A 261-nucleotide genomic window follows, 5' to 3' on the forward strand; every position below is an offset into this window, starting at 1 on the left:
CACCGTGGTTGAGGAGCGCGTAGGCGGCGAATTTCGTGTAGGGGGTTTCTGGCAGGAATTCTGTGCTGGTGGTGAACACGTAGAGGCGGTTGCGGTCGGTGTTGTGTCCGGTGGTGGCGGATATGCCGGTTTTTTTGCCGGGCCTGCGCCAGTAGGTGGTGTTGCCTTGGGTGAATACGGGTGTCCACCCGTGGGGTGTGAGGATGTTGTTCCACGTGGTGGTGTTTTCGTAGTGGTCGCCTGGCCTGTCGCCCTCACGGT

1 protein-coding gene is annotated in these 261 nt (G+C 60.5%); it reads right to left on the reverse strand.

What is annotated here, in order from left to right:
* Nucleotides 1-261: hypothetical protein (locus tag HMPREF2975_RS08295; protein ID WP_227469343.1), on the reverse strand; the 261-nt coding region annotated here is incomplete at both ends.

This window comes from Actinomyces sp. HMSC065F12, from assembly GCF_001814535.1.
Lineage (GTDB): Bacteria > Actinomycetota > Actinomycetes > Actinomycetales > Actinomycetaceae > Pauljensenia > Pauljensenia radingae_A.